This is a genomic window from Bacillus fonticola, assembly GCF_012955605.1.
Taxonomy (GTDB): domain Bacteria; phylum Bacillota; class Bacilli; order Bacillales; family JC228; genus Bacillus_CG; species Bacillus_CG fonticola.
The window spans coordinates 1266257-1288919 of the sequence record NZ_CP052135.1; the positions used below are offsets into that span (position 1 = coordinate 1266257).

Genomic DNA, 22663 nt, shown 5'->3' on the forward strand with positions numbered 1-22663 from the left:
GAACTACAGTGGAATACAAAGATACCCTACTAATGCCAAAAACTGAGTTTCCGATGCGAGGAAATTTGCCGAAACGCGAACCGGAAATGCAAGCACGATGGGAAGAGATGGACATTTATAAAAAAGTTCAGGAGCGGACAAATGGCCGTCCTAAGTACGTATTGCACGATGGCCCTCCGTATGCTAATGGAGATATCCATATGGGGCACGCCCTCAATAAAGTGCTGAAAGATATGATCGTTCGCTATCGTTCCATGTCGGGATACGACTCTCCGTACGTTCCAGGTTGGGACACACACGGTCTACCAATCGAGCAAAAGCTAACGAATAGTGGTGTGAATCGTAAGGAAATGACGGTTGCTGAATTCCGTCAAAAGTGTATGGAATATGCGCTAGAGCAAGTGGATATTCAACGAGAAAGCTTTAAAAAGCTAGGGATTCGCGGTGACTGGGATCACCCGTACATTACGCTCCAGCCGGAATACGAAGCGCAGCAAATTCGTGTATTTGGTGAAATGGCGGACAAAGGCTTTATTTACAAAGGGAAAAAGCCTGTCTACTGGTCGCCGTCTAGTGAATCTGCTTTAGCAGAAGCGGAAATCGAGTATCAAGAAAAGCGTTCTCCATCTATTTATGTAAACTTTGCGGTTACTGATGGCAAAGGCGTGTTGAAAGAAGGAACGAAGGTAGTTATTTGGACAACGACACCTTGGACGATTCCAGCAAACTTAGGCATCGCCCTTCACCCTGAGTTAGATTACGTGGTCGCAGAGGCAAATGGTTCCACTTATGTTGTAGCAAAAGAACTACTAGAAACAGTTTCTGAAAAGCTTGAGTGGACGGACGTAACAACTGTGAAAACCGTAAAGGGAGCGGATCTCGAGCGTGTTGTTTGTCAGCATCCGTTTTACGACAGAGAATCACTCGTTATCTTAGGTGAACACGTTACAACAGATAGTGGAACAGGCTGTGTTCATACGGCACCAGGTCACGGGGAAGACGACTTTTTGGTCGGGAAGCAGTATGGTTTAGACGTCCTATGCCCTGTCGATGAAAAAGGTGTCTTTACGGACGAAGCACCTGGTTTTGAAGGAGTATTTTACGATACAGCAAACAAAGCGATTACAGAAAAGCTTCAAGAAGTGAATGCGCTTGAAAAACTTGAGTTCATTACACACTCTTACCCACATGACTGGCGTACGAAAAAACCGACCATTTTCCGTGCCACAGCACAATGGTTCGCATCCATTGAACCGATCCGTGAGCAGCTCTTGAGCGAAATTCAAAACGTGAAATGGTATACAGGCTGGGGAGAAGCGCGCCTTTATAACATGATTCGCGATCGCGGTGATTGGTGTATTTCCCGTCAGCGTGCGTGGGGTGTGCCGATTCCGGTGTTTTACGCCGAGGATGGGGAGGATATTTTAACGAAGGACACGGTTGAACATGTTGCTCAATTGTTTGCGAAACATGGATCAAATATTTGGTTTGAGTGGGATGCTAAAGAACTCCTTCCAGAAGGATTTACTCACCCCGGAAGTCCAAACGGTGAATTCCGGAAAGAACAAGATATTATGGATGTTTGGTTTGATTCTGGTTCGTCGCATTATGCCGTGTTAGCCGCACGGGAAGAGTTAACACATCCTGCAGATTTATATATCGAAGGCTCTGATCAATACCGTGGCTGGTTCAACTCTAGTTTGATTACGAGTGTGGCTGTTACAGGTCATGCCCCTTATAAAGAAGTCGTTTCAAACGGCTTTACAGTTGATGAAAAAGGCAGGAAAATGTCTAAATCGATCGGCAACGTCATTGCTCCAGAGCAGGTGACGAAGCAGTATGGTGCCGACGTGTTGCGCCTGTGGGTATCTTCAGTAGATTACCGTGCAGACGTAAAAGTGTTTATGGAAAACTTCAAGCAAGTGTCTGAAGTGTATCGGAAGCTACGTAACACGTTCCGCTTCCTACTCGGTAACTTAGCTGACTTCACCCCGTCTGAGCATCGCGTGGCTGTGGAAGATTTGCGTGACATGGATCAGTACATGTACGCACGTCTACAAGAAGTTATTGCGAAAGTAAACGATAGCTACGAATCATACGATTTTGCGACGATTTACCATGCAGTGAACAACTTCGTCACGATTGATTTAAGCTCGTTCTACTTGGATGTGGCAAAAGATGTCGTGTACGTCGAGGCACCAAATGATCACGCCCGTCGTTCTATGCAAACGGTGATGTACGATACGGTTGTCAGCTTAACAAAGCTACTAGCACCGATCTTAGTACACACAGCAGACGAAGTATGGGCACACATTCCTGAAGTGACGGAGGATAGCGTTCAGCTAACAGACTTACCGAAAGCGGAGCAGCTACCACACGCGGAGGCACTTTTCTCACGCTGGAACACGTTTCTACAGCTACGCGATGACGTACTGAAAGCGCTAGAAGAAGCCCGTAACGAAAAGAAAATCGGGAAATCACTCCAGGCACACGTGAGCCTATTCGTGAATGAAGAAACGAAACAACTTCTAGGGCAGATGAAAGAGCCACTTCATCAGCTCTTCATTGTGTCTCGTTACTCAGTGTCAACAGAAAGCGCACCTACTGAAGCGTTGAAACTTCAACATGCATCAGTTCTTGTAACACCAGCAGAAGGCGAACGCTGTGAACGGTGCTGGACGGTGTCGACTGAAGTGGGTAGCCAAGGGCAACACCCAGAACTTTGTGGGCGTTGTGCGGCAGTTGTTACAGAGCACTATGCTGGATAAAATCAACCAAAAAAACCTTTCCATCAATAGGGTGGAGAGGTTTTTTTGTGAGCAAAGAAAATATCTTCGCGACAAAGTTCGACCTATAATACGGCAGTACAGGAGGTCTACTATAGCTTTTTATCTGTAAGGAAGGAAGAGCACCGATATCTGAGAAATTTGCGATGAAAATGTTCGGTCTGGGCTCGGCATCTGGGCAGTTGTACAATGTCGGATCTAAATTTGCACCGACAGCTATGAACCCGTTTACAGTAGATCACAAAATTTCCAAAGGACCAGGTCCATTAAAGGAGTGGACAGCGATCCGTGAATTTCCTGCCCCAGAAAAAAACCGATTCCGGGATTGGTTTACACATCGCGATCATGGAGGGGACAAAGAATGATCTATAATCGTGAAAAAATGCTTCACAATATCTCGAAAAACTTAGGTAGAGAAGCGAATACTACTACTACTCCAACACGAAAATGGAAGCACGCACCTCAGTGGGAAGTTTATAGAGGCTACACACAAAAACAGTTAGTGGACATACTCGCAGAGCAGTGCTCAAAAATCCACACTGATTTTATTCAGACGTCAGAGGAGTATCTTCCGAAAAGGTAGTAGCTGGCTATGGCGGCGGGCCAATCATGACTTGGGATGATCCCCGCTTTGAAGAGTACGGAATGAACCATTTATTAGAGGTCGATTGGCCCGAAAATAACATAGACGTCAACATTTGGAATCCTTCGCTAGGGAGAAAAAATATTGAACTAGCAGAAAAAGCAAACGTCAGCATCACGTTTAGTGATCAGACGCTTGCAGAATCAGGAACCGCTGTCTTATTTAGCGATAAGGGAAAAGGACGTGCGGTCAGTCTATTACCGACAACCTATATCGCCATTATCCCGAAAAGCACGATTGTTCTCGTATTACGCAAGCGGCTCACAGCATTCACAGGCGCATTGAGGATGGCGAACAGATTTCCTCATGCATCAAATTTTATTTCAGGACCTAGTAACTCCGCTGATATTGAAATGAACTTAGTTGTTGGTGTTCATGGACCGGTGAAAGCGACTTACATTGTAGTTCAAGATAGGTAAGTTGAAACAATAAACACCTTTCCACCTTGATGGGGGAGGGTGTTTATTGTCATCTTAACTTCTCAGGATTTTTAATTTTTATCGACAACACCTCTCACAGTCCAAACAAACGTTGTACATTTTCCCAGAACCGAATGCCATTTTCTTATTGACTGGTAGAAGATTTATAAAATCGGTTGCCTCCACAAACGTATTACCTCCACAGATTTTGCAAGTCACTTGATTGAGTCAAGAGTTAACGGGAGTTTTTTATATAAGAATTCCAAGTATATTCTAAAAGCCTTTTACGCCCTGTCTTGTAAGCGGTTTCTAAAGTGCTGGCATTGCTCATCTTTGTATTTCTGCTAATTTAGCCAGCTAGCCCCTTAAGTGCGGCATAAAGTGGCTTCGCTACTGGTATGTTTTGACGTACGAGTTCGGCTACTTGCTTCGGAATAGATCGGACTTGTCGCGTGCGTTTCTGAATGCCTTCTGATTTTTCGAGTCTTTCCAGTAGGACCCCAGCTACAGTTTGAATGGACCAGCCATTCAAACTCGCCAGAAACACATCCAACATACTCATCAAGCCTGTCTCACACCAGGCACGACCCCCTTTAAAGCGCTTGGCAAACACGTGCATCGTGCCTTCTGCTCTTCCCATCGGTCTCATGCCCTTTGTCGAGGTGTTTGTCTCTAGGCTCAACCACGTTCTGTAATCCTGAAGTCCTTCTTTGTTTTTGGTCAGAAGCGCAATGAATTTCTCCAATTTCTCCTCTCGTTCTTCCGTCTGCAGAGTACCTACCGCACTGTTCAGCTCAAGAAATAAACCGTCTACATCGTAACGGGCTAAGGTTTTACGCAACTCACGATAGCGCGGATGATCATGAAACAGTTCTTTGATCTCCTTCGCGATGTGAAATCGGTCCAGACAGACAAAAGCGGAGGGTCCGAAGTGATCTCTCGCGTGCTGAATCCAAGTCGCTCCGTCTCCGTTGATGATCAATAGAGTCTGCTTCGGGTCGTATCCATACTGGTCGAGTAAGAACGTCTCAAACCCTTCCCAGAAAGGGGCTTTGCCTTTATGTACGTAGTGTTTCTTGTTGACTAGAGAGGTCCGCTTCCCATTGCGACTCCATCCTTCATGTACCGCTGCGATTTTCACTTCCTTCCCTCTTTTTGAAGAGCGTTGGAATTTCGTATACAAGCCGTCCACTTCTACAAACAAGACGCGTTGTGACGTTTTTCGGAAGGGGAGGGAACAGACTGAGCGGCTAGGACTCGCTGACGAACGGATTCGTGGCTCATCACACTGTAACCGAGAAACTGCTTCAGCGCATGAGAGGCCTTGCGATAGGAGCCTTGCGTTGCCATTTCTAGTGCCATTTTTTCTAGGTTAGGAGAGAACCCTCCACCGTTGAATTGAATGGTTTGATCGAGTAGGAACACGTATTGCCCTGTCTCGCGATCTCGATAGTATCTTCTTTGGATTTCCACAAATCCGAATAGCGTTTCCTGCTGGCACCATTTATTTTCCTTTAACTCAAATCTCTTTTTATCCCGGTTCTCTGCTAGTTGTTTGTCTACGTCCTGTAAAACCTCCGTCACTAGATTCAGCTATGAGGAGTAAATATAGATAGTTATATGGCGGCCTTCAATTTTTAATGTTAAAATTTACCATATACATTAAGTTATTTTTTTGCCAAAAAAGTAATTTTAAATTAGTTTTTATCTATTTTATTTTTGGCTCTAATTAAACATGAACATGTAAAATCGGTGCCTGTTGTAAACGCTAAACTAGAATCAACAGTTTTCCTCAAATAGAAATGAGCAGAAAACTACAAATAAGATTAAACAGTTCCCTACTATTGGCTCACTTTTAATATACTTATACTAGTCTATTGAAGGTGAGGAGTTAGGAGTGAACCGCTTCATGAATTACATCGACATTCAACGATTATACAAAGAAGGTTTTTCAAAGAGTGCCATTTCTAGAAAACTGAATATATCAAGAAATAGGGTGATAGATTATTTGAAAATGACACCAGAGGAATTTCAAGAGTTTGCTATCTCTCTGCAAACGAGAGAGAAGAGGTTAGATCCATACCATAATGACCTTCTTGGTTGGTTGCGGGAACATCCTGATCTTACAGGTGCTCAGGCATTTGATTGGCTGGAGGAGAAGTTGAATTTCAAAGGAGTGGCGGAAAACACGGTACGAAATTATTTAAATGACATGAGAGATATCTACCATATTCCAAGAGTCAGTATACAGCGTACCTACTCATCCGTTCCAGAGCTGCCCATGGGGCAACAAGCACAAGTGGACTTCGGGCAAACCGTTGTGAAGGATAAGCACGGGGGTAACAAGAGACTTTTCTTTATCGCATTTGTTCTCTCCCATTCTCAATTCAAATATGTAGAGTGGCTGGACCGGCCGTTTCGAACAGCTGATGTGATTCGAATGCATGAAAACGCCTTTCATCATTTCGGGGGGATCCCAACGGAAATGGTGTATGACCAAGATGCGTTGTTGGCCATAAGTGAAAATGCGGGAGACCTCATTATGACAGCAGAATTCACGAAGTATCACCAAACCCGTCAATTCACCATCCATCTCTGTCGAAAGAGCGATCCAGAGTCAAAAGGAAAAATTGAACAAGTCGTTAAATTTGTTAAAAATAACTTCAGTAAAAATCGCGTCTTTGACAATATTACAGACTGGAATATCTCCTGTAACGCTTGGTTGAAGCGGACGGGCAATTACAAGGTTCATCACAATACAAAAAAGAGACCTTCTGAAGTGCACGCCCTGGAAAAGCAGCACTTAAGGAAAGTCTCTGGTACTTACATTTTTGAAAATGTTCTCTCAGCTAGTATAACAAGAAGGATCCAGAAGGACAACGTCATTCGTTTCGGTGGGAACCGTTACAGTGTTCCTCGAGGAACGTACAGACAAGACGCTTCCAATATCGTTTATCTTCAAGAGGATGAAGGGATTTTGTATATTAAACTGAAGCAGACAGGGTCTATATTGGCAAAACATCAGATTCCAGAAGGCAGAGGACTGCTCATCGCGAACGGAACATGTCCAAAAGAGAGACCTTCATTCGAGAAGTAGAAGGGGTGTTTGTAGATAAAGAAAACATTCAGTGGCTCGTACAGCAATTGAAAGAAAAGTATCCACGTCATATGTTAGATCAATTGAAAGTGCTACAAAACACAATAAGAAAATACCCGGGGTACAGCGAGCAAGCGCTGAAAGAGATGAAAAAGCTTAATATGACGAGTGCAAATGATTTCAGAGATATCGCGCACGCACTTTCTGTTCAGAGTCAAAGCACATCTCCTATAGTCGCTGAACCCAACCAAAAATATAAAGACATTATCGCTCCGGAACGCTCTGAAGATATTTATTTAAAAGTTTTGGCCGGAGGTAGAGATTGATGAGTCATCCGTTTGAATTACTACAAGACAAGTGCCGCACTTTGCGTCTGGCTGAGACGGCCAAGGAATTACCTAACTTACTCCGAAAGGCAGAATTGAAAAATTGGACCTACCATGAATTTGTCCATGAGCTCTTAAGCTATGAGATGAGGTGTCGTGAGAAAAAGAACAGTGAGAGACTGATGAAATGGGCTGAGTTCCCAGAAAAAATGACTTTTGAGAGTTATGACATAAAAGAACAATCTGCGATTGGTGAGAAGCAATTGAATGTGTTAAAGGAGTTGAATTGGATAGAAGAATGTTTCACGTTAATTATGATGTGGCCAACAGGCGCAGGTAAGACGCATTTATCTATTGCATTAGGCATACATGCCGTGGAGAGCGGTTACCAAGTGTCTTTCGTCTCCATGAGCCAGCTTATGTATATCTTGAAAACAAAAGAGTATACGAGTAAATCTAGAACGCGTTATAAAAGGATTGTAGATTCAGATTTAATCATAATCGATGACGTGATGTATATGACGTACGAGGCCCAAGAAGCGAATCTATTCTTTCAATTCATTTATGACTTATACGATAAGGCTGCTTTCATATTAACATCAAACAAAGGACCCAGTGAGTGGGGGAAGTTTCTAGGTGACCCCACTCTCACTACAGCGATCTTAGACCGTCTCCTACACCGTAGTGAGATACTGACTTTCGATAAAGAGGCTGATAGCATTCGAATGAAGTATAGAAAAGCATTATTTAATGAAGAATCTGTTGAATCTTAATTGTGGAAAGCTGTTTAAAATTAATTGTGGAAAAGTGTTTAATTCTACTTGACGGTTACACCTGTGCGTCGCGATCCAAGAAGTAGACAATAAAAATTCGGTTTTACCAAAGGAAACAGGTCTTTTAGACTTGGTTCCTTTTCCTTCTCATCATCCTGAAGTGTCTCAGGTAGGTGGAAGGCCGTCAAGGAAGGCACTTGGCAAGATTAATTAGGTCAAGAGTTAGTGGGAGCTTTTTTTACAAAAATCTGAATTTAGCACATCAATGGGCAAACCCGACTGGAGAAAGAGAGGACTATCGCTCACTTTTAGCAGGGTAGTTTGCAGAGGAAGTTGAAAAAGCCAGTGACGGTAGTATTAAAATTTAAGTGTACCCAACTAACTCATTAATACCAGCAAAGGAGCAGTTAGATGCTCTTAATTGAGTATGGCCGACCCACGTTTTGAAAATAATACAAAGCGCAATGAAAATGTGGATCTATTAGAAGATTTGATTGAAGACGTATTAAAAACACAAAATATGTCGTACTGGTTAGAGAAGTGTGAAGAAGCGGGTGTGCCGGCAGGCCCTATTAATAATTTTGAAGATGCTATGAATGATGAGCATTTTATATCTAGAGACATGATACAAGAAATTGAACACCCTATTATCGGGAAGATGAAGACAATTGCCTCACCTACAAAGTTCTCAGAAACGCCTTGTGAGATTAGGTTTTCATCTCCAACTATTGGTCAAAATACGGATGAAGTATTATCCTCAATCGGCTTTAAGAGTGATCAACTGAGTCTCTTTAGAGAACAAGGGGTTATTAAATAAGAAAAGGGTGGAAGTATGTCTGACAATTATATATTTGTAGAAAAAAAGGATAATATCGCAACAATCTACTTAAATCGGTCTGAGAAACGCAACGCTCTAAATTATGACATGTGGTTAAAAATTTCCAAATTAACTAAACAGTGTGATGAAGATTCGGGAGTAAAAGTCATTATATTTAGAGGTAGGGATCACACAGCTTTCTCAGCTGGGGCAGACATAGGTGAATTTAAAACACTCCGTTATACGGCAGAAGGTGCCGATAAATATAACCAAGCGACTTTAGATGCCGAGAAGATCATTATGGAGTGCAAAAAACCAACGATTTCCATGGTACAAGGCTTTTGTGTTGGTGGTGGGTGCGAGATTAGTTTAGCATGTGATTTTAGATTTTGTGATGAAAGTGGGAAATTTGGCATTACCCCTGCCAAACTAGGCCTTGTATACAACCTTCCAGGAACAAAGAATCTTGTGGATTTAGTAGGGCCGAGTAAGGCGAAAGATATACTCTACACAGGTAGATTATTAGATGCATCTGAGGCAAAGGAAATTGGTTTAGTAGATCGTGTTTATAAACATGACGAACTAGAAGCTAAAACATATAATTACGCTAAATTATTGTCTGAAAATGCACAATTTACTATTAGAGGTGCAAAGTATGTCGTTTCAAAAGTTTTAGACGGTGAATCAGAAGATACTGAAGAGATTGCAAAGCTCGTTCTCGATTCATTTGAAACTGACGATTATCGGGAAGGTGTAAGAGCATTCCTTGAAAAACGCAAACCAGTGTTTACCTATTCTTAAGTCATAAAGTATACGGAGGGATGTACTATTCAATACTCACTAGATGACAAACATCCGATTATTCATTCAAGTTCGTTCATCGCTCCTGGTGCACATATAATTGGTAATGTTGAACTTAAAGAAAATTCCTCTGTATGGTTCAATGCTGTACTAAGAGGTGACAATGAAAAAATCACCATTGAAAAAGGTGCAAATATTCAGGATGGAACCGTTGTGCATACAGATCTAAATTTTCCTACAATGGTCCATCAACATGCAACAGTAGGTCATAATGTCATTTTACACGGTTGTACTATTATGGAGGATGCCTTAATAGGTATGGGAAGTACCATTCTGAACGGTGCAGTTATAGGAGCAGGAGCGCTCGTAGCTGCGGGATCTCTGGTGAGAGAAGGAATGACTGTTTCACCAGGTATGCTAGTCGCAGGGGTCCCTGCCAAGGAAATACGAAAGCTTTCGGAAAACGATTTGGATAGAATGAAGTCAGGTACCTATCACTATATAGAAAACGGAAAGCATTTCGCAGAGAAGCTCCGAAAACTTGACTGAAGCCTTGTAAGCGCCTTATCATAAGTGAACATCTCTCCATGAACAGTTCTGTTATAAAAACTAACTGTAATCGGAGAGATTTTTTTCATAACTGAATGAAGAAACAGATGTATTGATCACACATTTTTAACGATAAGGGGGGAGAGGAATTGAAAGTTTCATTATTTGTGACATGCCTCGTAGATATGTTCCAGACGGGTGTAGGAAAGGCAACAGTTGAACTCCTGGAACACCTTGGATGTGAGATTGATTTCCCAAAAGCACAAATTTGCTGTGGTCAGCCCGCCTATAACAGTGGTTATGTAAAAGATTCAAAAGAGGCAATGAAAAGGATGATTAAAACCTTCGAACATTCTGAGTATGTTGTGACACCTTCTGGTTCCTGCGCAACGATGCTTCGTGAATACCCAAAGGTTTTTACCGGCGATTCGGTGTGGGAAGAGAAGGCCAAACAGTTGGCGGCGAGAACTTTTGAACTAACACAATTTATTACTGAAGTATTAAAGGTGGAAAACGTCGGTGCAAAGCTACAAGGAAAAGCAACCTTTCATACATCCTGTCACATGACTAGATTACTAGGAGTAAAGGATGCACCTTTAACACTATTAAACAATGTAGAGGATCTAGAAGTGGTTCCATTGCCTCAAAATCATAATTGTTGTGGATTTGGAGGCACGTTTTCAGTAAAAATGGGCCAAATATCTGAGCAAATGGTGGACGAAAAAGTTCATTATATGGAACAAACAGGAGCGAATTATTTAGTCAGTGCTGATTGCGGCTGTTTAATGAACATTGGTGGTCGGGCACAGCGGTTAGGTGCAGAAATTAAAGTATTGCACATTGCAGAGGTCCTAAACAGTCGCTAGCTAATTTATTTCATTGGGAAGGGGATGGAAACCATGGCTATGAAAATTGGCACGGACCATTTCAAAAAAAGGATCGACGATGGCATTCACAACGCTTTTATGCGCGGTGCTGTTTCAGATGCTCAAGAACGCCTGAGAACAAGACGTTTGGAAGCAGCTGAAGAATTAGGAAACTGGGAAGAATGGCGCTCTCTCGGCGAAGAAATACGTCAACACGTTTTAAATAACTTAGATTATTATTTAATGCAATTAAGTGACAACGTAGCAGAAAGAGGCGGTCATGTATTTTTTGCTGAAACAGCTGGAGAAGCAAACCAATATATAAAAGAAGTGGTTATGAAAAAAGACGGAAAAAAGGTTGTTAAATCAAAATCGATGGTAACGGAAGAAATAAACATGAACGCCTGTTTAGAAGAGGCGGGCTGTGAAGTGATTGAAACAGACCTTGGCGAGTACATTTTGCAAGTAGATGATCATGACCCTCCGTCCCATATAGTGGCTCCAGCTCTTCATAAAAACAAAGAACAAATTCGAGACGTTTTTAAAGAGAAATTAGGATACAAGCAAACAGAGAAACCAGAAGAATTAGCCTTGCATGCACGAGAATTATTAAGAAGGGAGTTTTTAACAGCCGATATTGGCATTACTGGCTGCAATTTTGCGATTGCCGAATCCGGTACGATTAGTTTAGTAACCAATGAAGGAAACGCCAGGTTAGTCACCACCATTCCTAAAACTCAGATTACAGTGATGGGAATGGAAAGAGTTGTACCAACCTTTGAAGAATTTGAAGTGCTCGTTAGTTTGCTCACTCGAAGTGCTGTTGGACAAAAGCTTTCGAGCTATGTCACCGCATTAACAGGACCTAAGCAAGAAGGGGATGTAGACGGTCCTGAAGAATTTCATTTAGTCATTGTGGATAATGGTCGATCCAAAGTTTTAGGTACGGAATTTCAGTCCATATTACAGTGTATTCGCTGTGCAGCTTGTGTGAACGTATGTCCAGTATATCGTCACGTAGGGGGACATTCGTACGGATCGATCTATTCTGGCCCAATCGGAGCTGTTCTTTCACCACTTTTAGGTGGCTATGATGATTATAAAGAACTCCCATATGCCTCTACTCTATGTGGCGCATGCACAGAAGCATGTCCTGTAAAAATTCCACTTCATGAGCTGCTACATAAGCATCGACAAGTCATCGTAGAGAGAGAAGGCAAAGCTCCGATCTCTGAAAAACTAGCAATGAAGGTCTTTGGTCTCGGTTCGGCATCCGAACAGCTTTATAATGTTGGATCTAAATTTGCACCGAAGGCTATGAATCCATTTACAGTGAATCACAAGATTTCCAAAGGCCCTGGTCCACTAAAGGCTTGGACAAATATTCGAGAGTTCCCTGCACCTGAAAAGAATAGATTTCGCGATTGGTTTAAAGATCGTGACTACGGAGGTGATAAAGAATGACAAAGGGAGTGATTTATAACCGGGAAAAAATGCTAAAAAACATCTCGAAAAACTTAGGTAGGGATATGAGTGACGATGCTCTCGCAAGACCTAAATGGAAGCACGAACCCCAATGGAAAGTATTCAGTGGATACACTCAGAACCAATTAGTTGAGGTACTGAAAGAACAATGCTCAAAAATTCATACCGATTTTATTGAAACTTCGGGAGGTGAATTGCCCCATGTCGTTGATCAGGTAGTATCGAACTACGGGGGCGGTCCAATTATTACTTGGGAGGATCCCCGTTTTGAAGAGTATGGAATGGGTCACTTGATGAAAGACGAGTGGCCAGAAAAAAATATCAATGTAAACATGTGGGACCCACTAATAGGTAGGAAGAATATTGAATTAGCGGAAAAGGCAAATATTGGAGTTACATTTAGCGATCAAACGCTTGCAGAATCAGGTACGGTTGTATTGTATAGTGATAAAGGAAAAGGACGGGCGGTCAGTCTCTTACCAACAACCTATATAGCCATTATTCCAAAAAGTACACTTGTTCCTCGTATTACGCAGGTCGCACACTCTATTCATCAGAGTATAGAAAAAGGAGAAAGCATTGCCTCATGTATAAATTTCATAACCGGACCTAGTAATTCCGCCGATATTGAAATGAACTTAGTCGTAGGCGTTCATGGACCTGTGAAGGCAACTTATATTTTGGTGAATGATAGGTAAGTTGAAATCTTTGAAAATATGGACACGTTTCCACCCTTTCCACCATTGTAGGTAGAGAGGGTGTTCTATTTTCTTTGTCAAAAAACCCTATTTCAATTTCTCAGATTCCTCATCTTTATTGACAACACGTCTCCGCAATCTGAGTAAACGGTAGATTTTCCTAAGATCAGGATTCGATCAATAGCTGATTGGCACGAGCATGAAAAAGCTTTCCAAGATCGGAAGCATTAGCCACTGTCGAGGACGAGAACAGAGCTTGTACCAGATTGGTTTGAAGAGGATCAACGGGAGCGGGACGCGTATTTGGAAGCACAATTAAAACAAAAGCCGGTTACTGAAGAGGGTATAAGGGGACTAGAAAGGCTATTACGAGGAACAAACCAAAAAGCAGAAGCAGCCACAAAGTAGCAACTTCCGCCCAAAACTATTATACAAACAACATCCAAAGCACCATCGTAGTAACTAACGCCACAATCCCTTGCAATAGTGTCGCCATCGTTTGTGCTTTATACGCATCAACGACGGTCATGCCGCTGAATTCTTTCACAACCCAGAAGTAGCTGTCATTCACGTGTGATACGACCATCGCTCCAGCTCCAATAGCCATGACAACAAGTGCAAGTGGAAGCGCTCCGGAAATGTCGGCTTGGGTGAGTAGAGGTGCCATCAAGGACGACGTAATAACAAGTGCCGTCGTTGACGATCCTTGTGCTGTTTTCAAGGCAGCAGCAATCAAGAACGGGATCAGCAAGAAGAAGGCACCGCTTAACAGTCCGCTATTCGCAAAGCCTTGAATAAAGTCGCCTACAGGTGTTGCTTTAATAACAGAACCGAACGCACCACCAGCACCGGTAATTAACAAAATAGGTGCAGCATCTTTAAGGGCTTCTCCAACCCAGCCAGATAGCGTTTCTTCGTCAAATTTAGGCAACAATGCGAAGGCGAAGAAAATCCCGGCAAGTAAAGCGACTACAGGTGATCCGAGGAAGAGGAAAACGTCAAAAATGAAACCTTCCCAACCAATAAACGTGACGAGTGAAGCAAATCCGATGAGCAAAATAGGGACGAGGATCGGAGCAAATGATTTCCATGTGGACGGCATCTCTCCGAAGCCCTTAATCACTTCATCGTAATCGTATTGAAGGTCGTCTTCACCTTCGACTTTGATCTTTGTTCCGACTTTCATCGCCCAGATATACCCAACTGTAACGGCAGGGATCGCTACGATAATCCCGATCAAGATAATTAAGCCTAGATAGTTTTCTGCACCAATGTTTCCAGCTGCTGCAATCGGACCTGGAGTTGGTGGCACTAATGTATGCGTAGCGAAAAGTCCCGTTGATAACGCAATCGCCATCGAAGCGACTGCCACTTTAGCACGCTTCGCTAATGCTTTTTTCAAAGAAGATAAAATAACATAGCCGGAGTCACAGAATACAGGAATACTGACGATACTTCCGATCAGACTCATCGCCAGCTGTGGACGCTTTTCTCCAACGAGACGAAGAACGACTTCTGCCATACGGAGAGCGGCACCAGATTTTTCAAGAATAACCCCAATGATCGTACCGAAAACGATGACTAAACCGATACTTCCCATGAGACCGCCGAAACCAGTGTTAACAGCTGTGACAATGTCGGCTAATGGCAAACCAGCTAAAATACCTGTACCAAATGCGGCGAACAGTAACGATAGAAACGGGTGAATTTTTAGCTTTGCCGTAGCAAAAATAACAAACAAAACCCCAAGTAAAATCACTAATAAGAGACTGAACCCTTCCATAGTACCCTCTCCCTAATTCGTAGTACTCACCGTAATGATTGTATGAGGTGCAGAACGTTTACTGTTTGTTCATAGAGCAAATCTTCCCCTAACGTCATGCACTCTTCTAAAGTGGCAGGGCCTCTTGTGATCGAGAAACACCCTGTAAAGTGTTCTAGTAAAGCATGCTGGTCATCGCGCACGCTTCCAGAGATTAATACAGCGGGAACGCCGTGCGTGTTAGCTAACTTTGCCACAAATCCTGGTGCTTTGCCATACAATGTTTGTTCATCGCTTTGGCCTTCTCCGGTTAGGACGAGGTCTGCTGTAGAGATTTCTTCCTCTAGGCGAATGACGTTACCAATAAGTTCAGCACCTGAGGCAAGTTCACCTCCAAGTACCATAAAGGCAAAGCCGAGTCCACCAGCAGCACCAGCGCCTGGCACGTGTTTATGCACGCTTTCGATCGATGCCTCGATCAGTTCGGCGTAATGGTGCAAGGCTTCATCTAACGCTTGAATTTGGACCGCAGTCGCGCCTTTTTGTGGGCCGTAAACCGCACTAGCCCCGCGTGGACCACAAAGAGGATTATCAACGTCGCATGCGATGTTGATGGTGGTGTTTTTCAGTCTTGAATCTAATCCCGATAGATCAACACGGTGAATGGCGAGCAGGTCTTCGCCAAACTTATCGACTTCGTTACCTTGATGATCAAAAAATTTTGCGCCTAACGCTTGCAACATGCCAAGTCCGCCGTCATTGGTAGCGCTTCCCCCGAGTCCGATGAGAATCGAAGCAAACCCAGCATCCAGCACGTGTTTGATGCATTCGCCGAGACCGTAAGATGTGGTTTTATAAGGATCACGTTGTTCTACAGGCACTTGCGTTAGACCCGCCACGCTAGCGACTTCCAAAAAAGCTGTTTGCTCAACTTTCCCATAAGCAGTTTCAATGTTGTCACCGAGCGGACCCGAACAAGTCACCTGAAAGCGCTTCCCGTTTGTGGTAAAAAGAAGCGTATCCATCGTTCCTTCGCCACCATCAGCCATCGGTTTGATAACCACATTCGCTTGTGGTACGACTTCCAAGCAAGCACGCCCCATTGTTTCTGCTACTTGCTCTGTTGTGAGAGATCCTTTGAATGAGTCTGGAGAAATGACAATTTTCATACGATTCCCCCTTTTAATTGTTACTTTCTATTTAATAGGAAAGAGGGGGTCGGTGCAATTAGACGAATGGATAGAATTTCTGACTACTTACACCTATTTTTTGTGCATTTGCACAAGTATGAATTTACTCGTCCAACTGAAAATGAATGATAAAAAGGATCATCGCCTCGCGAAAATTTCGCGGATCGAGCCCGACTTTTTGCTTAATTTGGTCCAACCGATACAGTAGCGTGTTGCGATGGATATGTAATTTCTCTGCCGAAGCCTTTGTTTGCAAATGGGATTCGAAATACGCTTGCAACGTTTCGATGTAGCTCTGTTCCATCTTTTGAAGTTTAGATGTGTATAGTGCGAGTACCTCATGGCAAACGTCCGTGTCTATATGATCGAGGAGGCGTTCTAATTCCCAGTCATTTATATGGTTGACATCATCTTTTTGCTTGCGCTGATTCAATCGGAGGGCATGCTTCGCTTGAAAATAAGAAGCTCTCATCCCGAGTACGGATGTTCCTGGTTTGCCGATACCAATTTGAAAGGAAGCTTCTGTCTGGATGAGGTGTTGAACGTCGGGTTTTGTGACTGTGTTTTTTAATCCTAAAACGATTTCGTTTTCATTCAAAACGGACAGAAACAAACAAGCATTAAGTTTGTTTTTGATTGTTTCTGCAAATTTTCTTGCGTGAATGATTTCGAATACAACGATTGTAACCGGTTCATCTATACGTAGTTTCAACAGATAGTGTGCCTCTTGTTCAAGTCGGCTTTCGTCTACACCAAGTGGATGAAAAACTTGCTGTAACCAATTGTTCAACACGCTGTCTTTGAAAAAGAGCTGGCTTTGCAAGTGAATTTGTTCTACCGCCATTTCAACAGCAGTACGAATGATGTTTGCTGCTTGCAAAACTTGGTCTGGGTGCCCCGTAATACCAATCACTCCAACGATTTCTTGAAAATGATACATCGGTAAATTGACGCCAGGCTTTGTACCAGGATAAGATGCCAGGTCTTCAGGTGACAAAATGATATCTCTTTTTTCCTTCAATACTTGCTTTGCTCCACGATGCATGTGACCGATGCGTGAGTCGTCCGTGCTCGCTACAATCAGTCCCTCTGTGTTCATAATGTTAATAGGTACATTCAAATGTCTCCGTAATTTTTGTATCACTTCTGCGCCAAATTCATATGTTATTTGCATAATTATTCCTCCGCGGCTGTTCCTTATTTCCAAAAGTATAAGCAACGTACGCTTTGCTAGCAAGGATAAGTAGTTTCTTGAAATAGCCAATAAATTAGAAAATCTTACTTCGGAAACATCTTGCGCACTCGGTCATACTATACGTACGACGAAAAACATTCATGAGCTAGAGAATGGATCAGGAAGGAGATCATATCGTGAACCACACTGTGTATGAAGAACTTCGTAAATCAGAGGAAGAGTTAAAGCGACGCCTAGACTATTCGCTTTCCATTCCACTTGATCCTTTTCTTAAGCAAGTGATGGAACACGAATTGTTTGATACCCAGCATGCCATTGGGAAGCTCGAGAGCGGAACGTATGGAGTGTGTGAGCAAACAGGTATGCCATTAGAGGATTATCATATTGCTACGTTGCCAACCGCACGCACTCTCCAATGCTTCGAAAACTTACAATCATATGGGCGAGTTTCCCTCCACGACCAATTTGCTCCGTGAATCAGTACCTCCTAGGGCCGGACTTGTGCTACAATAAAGTGAAACTCTATTGGATAAAATAAGCGCACAGCTTTTTTAGAATTTGTGCGCTTTCTTTCTCGCCTTAAAAAGTGCGAAAAGAATACAGGAAGTGGAGGGAACGAAGCTGTTTTACATACTCGCCTTCGTCATTATCGCGATCGACCAGCTCACAAAGTGGATGATTGTGACACGCATGACAGAGCTACAAAGCATCCCCGTAATAGACGACTTTTTTTATATTACATCGCATCGTAATACTGGTGCTGCGTGGGGCATACTAGAAGGACAAATGTTTTTTTTCTACATTATTACGGTTATTGTTGTGATCGCTATTATCTTCTATATGGAACGATGGGCAAAGGAAAAACCGCTGGCAAAGCTTGCTCTTGCGTTCATGCTCGGGGGAGCCATTGGGAACCTCATCGATCGTGTTTTCCGACAAGAGGTAGTTGATTTTTTTCAGTTTTTCTTCGGTACTTATCAATTTCCGATATTTAACGTAGCCGATTCTAGTTTGGTTGTTGGTGTTATTTTACTTATGATCATCATTTGGCGCGAAGACTCTTCAAAAGAAAAGGAACAACCACATGTCAACTCATAAATTTACGGTCGATGACCAGGATGCTGTATCCACTAGACTAGATAAATACATGAAAGAACAGTTACCAAACGTCTCCCGCACCCAAATTCAACAGTGGATTCAGGATGGGTATATCCTTGTAAACGAAAAAGAAATAAAAACAAATTATAAAGTAGCATTCGGTGACAAAATTCAAGTCACAGAACCCAGGCCTGTTGAAATTGCCATGGTTCCGGAAGATATTCCGCTAGATATTAAGTATGAGGACGAACACCTTCTCGTCGTCAACAAGCCGAAGGGAATGGTTGTTCATCCTTCTGCAGGCCACACGAAAGGGACGCTCGTTCATGCGTTGCTACACCATTGCAAAGGGTCTTTGTCTGGGATCAATGGGGAATTGCGACCTGGCATAGTTCACCGAATTGATAAAGACACATCAGGCTTGCTTGTCGTCGCAAAGCATGATGTTGCTCATCAAGGCTTGCAAGATTTGCTGCAAGACCACCAGTTAAAGCGCGAGTATTTTGCGATTGCGCATGGTGTTATTCAGCACGAAAAAGGAACAATCGACGCACCCATCGCAAGAGACACGAAGGACCGTCAAAAAATGGGTGTCATTGACTACGGCAAGCCAGCTGTGACTCACTTTGAAGTGGTAGAGCGAGTAGAAGGCTTTACGTTTGTGAAATGCGAGCTTGAAACAGGTCGGACCCACCAAATTCGCGTTCACTTTCAATACATCGGTTTTCCGCTTGCTGGGGATCCAAAGTACGGTCCGAAAAAAACATTGGCGCTAAATGGACAAGCTTTGCACGCACAACGGCTTTCCTTTGTGCATCCGATGACAGATGAACTGATCGAATGCGAAGCGCCATTGCCATCTGAACTAGCGGCCGTCGTGGAAGAATTAAAAAAACATTGACGAATAGACAAAGTTAGACTAGACTAGTCTCAAGAACTCAATAGTCCCTTTAAGTACAGTCCCGTGAGGCTGAGAAGGAAACGGATTACAAGCGATACGTGTATCGTTTGTCAACTTTCGTACGAACAAATCCCTCTCACTGTTACGGTGAGGGGGTTTTTTGATGGGGGTGACAAGTTGCCAAAAGCAGTTGTTTTAGACGGTGATGCGATGCGTCGCGCACTAACACGAATTGCGCACGAAATTATCGAACGAAACAAAGGCATCCAAGAATGTGTTCTAGTTGGCATACAAACGCGAGGAGCAGACATCGCAAGGAGATTGCAAGAACGCATTGAACAAATCGAAGGGAAAACAATTGAACTAGGTGTTCTCGATATAAGCTTATACAGAGACGACCTATCCACAAAGCAAGATGAGCCTGTCGTACAAAAACCAGAATTTCCATTTTCGTTGCAAAATCGCACCGTCATTCTCGTTGATGACGTGTTGTACACCGGCCGAACAGCAAGAGCGGCGATGGACGCTTGCATGGACGTGGGCAGACCGAGCCGTATCCAACTCGCCGTACTCGTAGACAGAGGCCATAGAGAGCTTCCAATCCGAGCAGACTTCGTCGGCAAAAACGTTCCAACTTCTACAGAAGAAGCGATCGTCGTTCAATTAGAAGAAGTTGACGGGACGGAACAAGTTATAATAGAAGAAAAACAATAAACATATATAGTCCTTTTTTAAGATGCTGTCCAGAGAGACGCAAAAGAGGGAAGCGAACGAACACCTTTTGAACGAAAAAGGTGTGATTGTGGGCGTAGTCTGTCCACAAGTCCGCTCAAAAAAAACCCTTTGCTTACTCTATGGCAAAGGGTTTTTATTTTGCTCAATTACAAGGAGGAACCCCCTATGAATACACAACAACCAACATTAGACGTTCATGAAAAACCGAGTGGAAAGACATGGGCAGCGCTTAGCTTCCAACACTTATTTGCGATGTTCGGTGCGACTGTTCTTGTTCCGATGCTCGTCGGTCTAGATCCTTCCATTGCACTTCTTTCAGGAGGGGTTGGAACGCTTGCTTACCTTCTTTGTACGAAGGGAAAAATTCCTGCTTATCTTGGGTCATCCTTCGCCTTTATCGCGCCGATGTCTTTCATTATTGCAAATGAAGGCGTTGGGGCAGCGATGATGGGCGGACTCGTCGTCGGGATCGTGTACTTGTTAGTGTCACTAGGCATTAAGGTTGCCGGATCGGGCTGGCTCATTGCGCTCCTTCCACCGATCGTTGTTGGCCCTGTTATTATGGTTATCGGTCTCGGACTTGCCGGGACAGCAGTAGGGATGGCGATGTATGAAAATCCAGGTGCACCACAAGCTGATCTTATTTATAGCGGGAAGCACATACTTGTAGCGGGTATCACACTAGCAGCAGCGGTTGGTTGCTCGTTAATCACAAAAGGATTCCTACAGTTTATTCCGATCTTAGTCGCAATTGTTGTTGGGTACGTAACGAGTATATTCGTCGGCCTCGTTGACTTCTCTGTTGTTACAGCCGCTCCTTGGTTTGCACTACCAAACGTGACGATACCGTTTATTCACTACGCACCGAGTATTTCGTGGGACATCGTGTTGCTCATGGTACCTGTCGCACTCGTAACATTTGCTGAACATACAGGTCACCAAATGGTATTGAGTAAAGTCGTCGGGCGAAATTTCTTGCACAAACCAGGTCTGCACCGCTCCATTTTTGGAGACGGATTAGCAACCATTATCGCGAGTTTCCTCGGTGGACCACCCAATACAACGTACGGAGAAAATATCGGTGTTTTAGCCATCACTAGAATCTACAGCGTCTTTGTGCTAGGAGGAGCAGCTGTGTTAGCCATCTCATTCGCATTCATCGGGAAAATTTCAGCTTTCCTTACGACCATACCGACAGCGGTTATGGGCGGCGTATCGATCCTTTTATTCGGAATTATCGCTACAAGTGGCCTTCGCATGATGATCGACAACAAAGTAGACATGTCTGAAAAACGTAACCTAATCATTCCTTCATGCATCCTTGTCATCGGGATCGGGGGAGCGTTCGTTCAATTCACAGAAAACTTCACGCTCCAAGGCATGGCACTCGCAGCCATTGTCGGTATCTTACTCAACCTCATCTTACCTGGTCGGGAAGTCCCGAAAAAGGAAGAGATGTTCGAAGCTTCTACAAAGAAAGCCGCGTAAACTGCGGGAACTGCGGGAACTGGTACGCCCCGAAATATGTCGAATAGCATCTCGAAGTGAATTCGACAAAATCCGGGTGGTACCAGTTCCCGAAATAGGAAGGGTGAACATGGATGAATCATCTTCTTGATATTGATGGGTTAACTGAACAGGGTGTCCTCAAACTTTGTGAACAGGCAAAGCGCTGGAAGGGTGGAGAGGCCCCGCCGACGATGAAAGAACCTGTGTTTGTTGGGCAGTTGTTTTTTGAGCCGAGTACGAGGACACGTGTGAGCTTTGAGGCTGCGGCGAAACGACTTGGTTATCAGGTGCTCACTCTGCACGAGGGGACGTCGAGCACGCAAAAGGGCGAGTCATTAGCTGATACGGTTAAAACTTTTGAGGCGATCGGGATGAACATAGCCATCATGCGCCATAGCACGACCCGGTATTGGGAGGAATTTTTGGATGACGCTTCGTTCTCCTTAGTAAACGGAGGGGACGGAAGCGGGGCTCACCCGACGCAAAGTTTGCTAGATGTTTGGACGATGCATGAAGAATTTGGTGCATGGAAAGATCTTCGAGTTGCGATCATCGGGGATATCGCGCACAACCGCGCAGCCCGTTCTAACGCAAAGCTTCTGCAAAAACTTGGTGCCACTATGACGTTCAGTGCTCCAGATTGGGGCTGGGACGAGGGGTTTTTGCAGTATGGAGAGCGGATTGAACTCCATGAGACCGTTTCTTCTGCTGACGTCGTGTACTGCTTACGAAATCAGTGGGAGCGAGTAGAAGATCCAACTCGTTACCAAGCAGAAACGCGTACTTTTTGCTTAACAGAAGCACTCGCGAACAAAATGCAGCCTCACGCGATCGTTATGCATCCCGCTCCGATTAACAGGGGTGTAGAAATAGAATCGAGCATGGTTGACTCTGAGCGCTCAAGAATCTTTCAGCAAATGAAAAATGGCGTGTTCATGCGCATGGCGATTTTGCATGAGCTTATGACAAATCAATCGAAGCAAGTGGAGGATGCACCGATGTCGGTGTGAGGA

Annotated in this window: 22 protein-coding genes and 2 pseudogenes; 19 read left to right on the plus strand and 5 right to left on the minus strand. The window is 43.7% G+C overall.

Translation table 11 applies throughout. The annotated features are described in order from the left end of the window. Positions 1–8 precede the first annotated feature (8 nt). The 3 genes and pseudogenes from ileS to HHK01_RS06245 all read left to right on the plus strand — a co-directional run bounded on the left by ileS (position 9) and on the right by HHK01_RS06245 (position 3848). The gene (ileS, locus tag HHK01_RS06235) at positions 9–2768 is read left to right on the plus strand and encodes an isoleucine--tRNA ligase (RefSeq protein ID WP_170006970.1); all 2760 of its coding nucleotides are present in this window, start codon (positions 9–11) and stop codon (positions 2766–2768) included. Positions 2769–2896: 128 nt separating this feature from the next. Further along, a pseudogene (locus HHK01_RS06240) lies at positions 2897–3151 on the plus strand (lactate utilisation protein LutB domain-containing protein); the annotation flags it as partial. Positions 3152–3395: 244 nt separating this feature from the next. Next, positions 3396–3848, plus strand: coding sequence for a LutC/YkgG family protein (locus HHK01_RS06245; RefSeq protein ID WP_170006972.1), 453 nt, complete (start codon positions 3396–3398; stop codon positions 3846–3848). Between the two features lie 349 nt (positions 3849–4197). Here HHK01_RS06245 and HHK01_RS06250 read toward each other — a convergent pair whose 3' ends face one another. Continuing rightward, positions 4198–5052, minus strand: a complete 855-nt coding sequence (locus HHK01_RS06250; RefSeq protein WP_265575557.1) for a UPF0236 family transposase-like protein — start codon at positions 5050–5052, stop codon at positions 4198–4200. Next, positions 5043–5432, minus strand: coding sequence for a UPF0236 family transposase-like protein (locus tag HHK01_RS15745; RefSeq protein WP_170006974.1), 390 nt, complete (start codon positions 5430–5432; stop codon positions 5043–5045). Before HHK01_RS15745 ends, HHK01_RS06250 begins: the two co-directional genes overlap by 10 nt. Before the next feature lie 325 nt (positions 5433–5757). Here HHK01_RS15745 and istA point away from each other — a divergent pair, with 325 nt between their 5' ends. From istA to HHK01_RS06295, 10 genes and pseudogenes are all read left to right on the plus strand, one after another. Continuing rightward, positions 5758–6945: an IS21 family transposase gene (gene istA, locus HHK01_RS06260; RefSeq protein ID WP_228027677.1), complete on the plus strand. Its 1188-nt coding sequence runs from the start codon at positions 5758–5760 to the stop codon at positions 6943–6945. Between the two features lie 5 nt (positions 6946–6950). Then, complete coding sequence (locus HHK01_RS15520; RefSeq protein WP_228027678.1) at positions 6951–7271, plus strand: hypothetical protein; 321 nt, start codon at positions 6951–6953, stop codon at positions 7269–7271. Continuing rightward, positions 7271–8044 carry an IS21-like element helper ATPase IstB gene (gene istB, locus HHK01_RS06265; protein WP_170006975.1) on the plus strand — a complete coding sequence of 258 codons (774 nt, stop codon included), beginning with the start codon at positions 7271–7273 and terminating at the stop codon, positions 8042–8044. Before HHK01_RS15520 ends, istB begins: the two co-directional genes overlap by 1 nt. A gap of 427 nt (positions 8045–8471) precedes the next feature. Further along, a complete protein-coding gene (locus HHK01_RS06270; RefSeq protein WP_228027679.1) occupies positions 8472–8861 on the plus strand; it encodes a CoA transferase in 390 nt (129 codons plus the stop codon). Between the two features lie 15 nt (positions 8862–8876). After that, positions 8877–9662: an enoyl-CoA hydratase-related protein gene (locus tag HHK01_RS06275; protein ID WP_170006977.1), complete on the plus strand. Its 786-nt coding sequence runs from the start codon at positions 8877–8879 to the stop codon at positions 9660–9662. A gap of 60 nt (positions 9663–9722) precedes the next feature. Further along, positions 9723–9809: pseudogene (locus HHK01_RS15900) on the plus strand (gamma carbonic anhydrase family protein); the annotation flags it as partial. Between the two features lie 93 nt (positions 9810–9902). Then, on the plus strand, positions 9903–10211 hold the full coding sequence (locus HHK01_RS15530) for a gamma carbonic anhydrase family protein (protein WP_228027680.1): 309 nt from the start codon (positions 9903–9905) through the stop codon (positions 10209–10211). A gap of 149 nt (positions 10212–10360) precedes the next feature. After that, positions 10361–11077: a (Fe-S)-binding protein gene (locus HHK01_RS06285; RefSeq protein WP_170006978.1), complete on the plus strand. Its 717-nt coding sequence runs from the start codon at positions 10361–10363 to the stop codon at positions 11075–11077. Between the two features lie 33 nt (positions 11078–11110). Beyond that, complete coding sequence (locus tag HHK01_RS06290) at positions 11111–12541, plus strand: LutB/LldF family L-lactate oxidation iron-sulfur protein (RefSeq protein ID WP_170006979.1); 1431 nt, start codon at positions 11111–11113, stop codon at positions 12539–12541. Beyond that, positions 12538–13260 carry a LutC/YkgG family protein gene (locus HHK01_RS06295; RefSeq protein WP_170006980.1) on the plus strand — a complete coding sequence of 241 codons (723 nt, stop codon included), beginning with the start codon at positions 12538–12540 and terminating at the stop codon, positions 13258–13260. Before HHK01_RS06290 ends, HHK01_RS06295 begins: the two co-directional genes overlap by 4 nt. A 427-nt stretch (positions 13261–13687) precedes the next feature. Here HHK01_RS06295 and HHK01_RS06300 read toward each other — a convergent pair whose 3' ends face one another. The 3 genes from HHK01_RS06300 to HHK01_RS06310 form a co-directional block, all read right to left on the minus strand. After that, positions 13688–15043, minus strand: a complete 1356-nt coding sequence (locus HHK01_RS06300; RefSeq protein WP_170006981.1) for a GntP family permease — start codon at positions 15041–15043, stop codon at positions 13688–13690. Between the two features lie 26 nt (positions 15044–15069). After that, positions 15070–16191, minus strand: coding sequence for a glycerate kinase (locus HHK01_RS06305; RefSeq protein ID WP_170006982.1), 1122 nt, complete (start codon positions 16189–16191; stop codon positions 15070–15072). 124 nt (positions 16192–16315) lie between these two features. Further along, complete coding sequence (locus tag HHK01_RS06310) at positions 16316–17386, minus strand: CdaR family transcriptional regulator (protein WP_170006983.1); 1071 nt, start codon at positions 17384–17386, stop codon at positions 16316–16318. Between the two features lie 197 nt (positions 17387–17583). Here HHK01_RS06310 and HHK01_RS06315 point away from each other — a divergent pair, with 197 nt between their 5' ends. The 6 genes from HHK01_RS06315 to HHK01_RS06340 all read left to right on the plus strand — a co-directional run bounded on the left by HHK01_RS06315 (position 17584) and on the right by HHK01_RS06340 (position 22660). Next, positions 17584–17883 carry a TraR/DksA C4-type zinc finger protein gene (locus HHK01_RS06315; protein WP_170006984.1) on the plus strand — a complete coding sequence of 100 codons (300 nt, stop codon included), beginning with the start codon at positions 17584–17586 and terminating at the stop codon, positions 17881–17883. Positions 17884–18013: 130 nt separating this feature from the next. Beyond that, positions 18014–18505 carry a signal peptidase II gene (lspA, locus tag HHK01_RS06320; RefSeq protein ID WP_228027681.1) on the plus strand — a complete coding sequence of 164 codons (492 nt, stop codon included), beginning with the start codon at positions 18014–18016 and terminating at the stop codon, positions 18503–18505. Continuing rightward, complete coding sequence (locus HHK01_RS06325; RefSeq protein ID WP_170006985.1) at positions 18492–19406, plus strand: RluA family pseudouridine synthase; 915 nt, start codon at positions 18492–18494, stop codon at positions 19404–19406. The genes lspA and HHK01_RS06325 overlap by 14 nt, the downstream gene beginning before the upstream one ends. A gap of 177 nt (positions 19407–19583) precedes the next feature. Then, positions 19584–20120, plus strand: a complete 537-nt coding sequence (gene pyrR / locus HHK01_RS06330) for a bifunctional pyr operon transcriptional regulator/uracil phosphoribosyltransferase PyrR (RefSeq protein ID WP_170006986.1) — start codon at positions 19584–19586, stop codon at positions 20118–20120. Positions 20121–20306: 186 nt separating this feature from the next. Next, a complete protein-coding gene (locus HHK01_RS06335) occupies positions 20307–21629 on the plus strand; it encodes a solute carrier family 23 protein (protein ID WP_170006987.1) in 1323 nt (440 codons plus the stop codon). Between the two features lie 113 nt (positions 21630–21742). After that, entirely contained in the window at positions 21743–22660 is a 918-nt protein-coding gene (locus HHK01_RS06340) for an aspartate carbamoyltransferase catalytic subunit (protein ID WP_170006988.1), read from the plus strand. Positions 22661–22663 lie beyond the last annotated feature (3 nt).

What these genes read in the sequence shown, in the direction of transcription:
- HHK01_RS06245 (WP_170006972.1), top strand. Translation starts at nt 3,396, where the DNA reads ATGACTTGGGATGATCCCCGCTTTGAAGAGTACGGAATGAACCATTTA.
- istA (WP_228027677.1), top strand. Translation starts at nt 5,758, where the DNA reads ATGAATTACATCGACATTCAACGATTATACAAAGAAGGTTTTTCAAAG.
- istB (WP_170006975.1), top strand. Translation starts at nt 7,271, where the DNA reads ATGAGTCATCCGTTTGAATTACTACAAGACAAGTGCCGCACTTTGCGT.
- HHK01_RS06270 (WP_228027679.1), top strand. Translation starts at nt 8,472, where the DNA reads ATGGCCGACCCACGTTTTGAAAATAATACAAAGCGCAATGAAAATGTG.
- HHK01_RS06275 (WP_170006977.1), top strand. Translation starts at nt 8,877, where the DNA reads ATGTCTGACAATTATATATTTGTAGAAAAAAAGGATAATATCGCAACA.
- HHK01_RS15530 (WP_228027680.1), top strand. Translation starts at nt 9,903, where the DNA reads ATGGTCCATCAACATGCAACAGTAGGTCATAATGTCATTTTACACGGT.
- HHK01_RS06290 (WP_170006979.1), top strand. Translation starts at nt 11,111, where the DNA reads ATGGCTATGAAAATTGGCACGGACCATTTCAAAAAAAGGATCGACGAT.
- HHK01_RS06295 (WP_170006980.1), top strand. Translation starts at nt 12,538, where the DNA reads ATGACAAAGGGAGTGATTTATAACCGGGAAAAAATGCTAAAAAACATC.
- HHK01_RS06300 (WP_170006981.1), bottom strand. Translation starts at nt 15,043, where the DNA reads ATGGAAGGGTTCAGTCTCTTATTAGTGATTTTACTTGGGGTTTTGTTT.
- HHK01_RS06305 (WP_170006982.1), bottom strand. Translation starts at nt 16,191, where the DNA reads ATGAAAATTGTCATTTCTCCAGACTCATTCAAAGGATCTCTCACAACA.
- HHK01_RS06310 (WP_170006983.1), bottom strand. Translation starts at nt 17,386, where the DNA reads ATGCAAATAACATATGAATTTGGCGCAGAAGTGATACAAAAATTACGG.
- HHK01_RS06325 (WP_170006985.1), top strand. Translation starts at nt 18,492, where the DNA reads ATGTCAACTCATAAATTTACGGTCGATGACCAGGATGCTGTATCCACT.
- HHK01_RS06335 (WP_170006987.1), top strand. Translation starts at nt 20,307, where the DNA reads ATGAATACACAACAACCAACATTAGACGTTCATGAAAAACCGAGTGGA.
- HHK01_RS06340 (WP_170006988.1), top strand. Translation starts at nt 21,743, where the DNA reads ATGAATCATCTTCTTGATATTGATGGGTTAACTGAACAGGGTGTCCTC.